The 892-nt window shown below is 75.8% G+C and carries 1 protein-coding gene; it reads left to right on the forward strand.

All coding sequences use genetic code 11. From position 1 onward, the window contains the following. Positions 1-247: 247 nt before the first annotated feature. On the forward strand, positions 248-892 hold a 645-nt coding region (locus AC2W7M_RS26420), incomplete at its 3' end, for an alcohol dehydrogenase catalytic domain-containing protein (RefSeq protein ID WP_486136147.1).

The raw sequence follows: 892 nt of genomic DNA on the forward strand, positions 1-892 counted from the left end.
CGCGCCGGTTCAGGCCGCCCCCTGCGGAGCCCGCTTTTGCCGCCCCACCCCTCGGCTTCGGCGACGTGCCGCGACCGCCCCGCTTTAGTGCGGCTGGACGCTGAACCGGGCCGCATCTGAGGGGTGACCGGTTGCCTGCGGCATGCCGTGCCGCGCGCAGCGGATACCGGGGGCGGCGGTTTGCGCGAGCGCATGGCGCCGCCTGGGGCGCGCGGCCAGCATGAACCGGTGAAGCAGGAGGCCGCCGATGCGCGCCATGGTCCTGAACGCCCCGGCAGAGCGCCTGGTGCCGCAGGAGCGGCCCGATCCCGCGCCCGGCCCCGGCGAGGTGGTGATCGCGGTCTCGGCCTGCGGCGTCTGCCGCACCGATCTCCATGTGGTGGACGGCGAGCTGCCCCAGGCGCGCTATCCCATCGTCCCGGGCCACGAGGTGGTCGGGCGGGTGGCGGCGCTCGGGGCCGGCGTCGTGCATCTTCGCCTCGGCGAGCGGGTGGGTGTCGGCTGGCTCGGCCATGCCTGCGGCGCCTGCCCCTATTGCGCGGCGCAGGAGGAGAATCTCTGCGACGCCCCGGTCTTCACCGGCTGCAGCCGCGACGGCGGCTTCGCCAGCCACATGGTGGCGGATGCGGCCTTCGCCTATCCGCTCGGGGAGGCGGGCGAGGACACCGCCCTCGCGCCGCTCCTGTGCGCCGGGCTGATCGGCTGGCGCACCCTGAAGATGGCGGGCGAGGGCCGCCGCATCGGCCTCTATGGCTTCGGCGCCGCCGCCCACATCATCGCCCAGGTGGCGCGCTGGCAGGGCCGGGAGGTCTACGCCTTCACCCGGCCGGGCGATCGGGCGGCGCAGGACTTCGCCCGCGCGCTCGGCGCCGTCTATGCCGGCGCTCGGCGC

The organism is Xanthobacter sp. BG11Y11_SDJG (assembly GCF_057364445.1).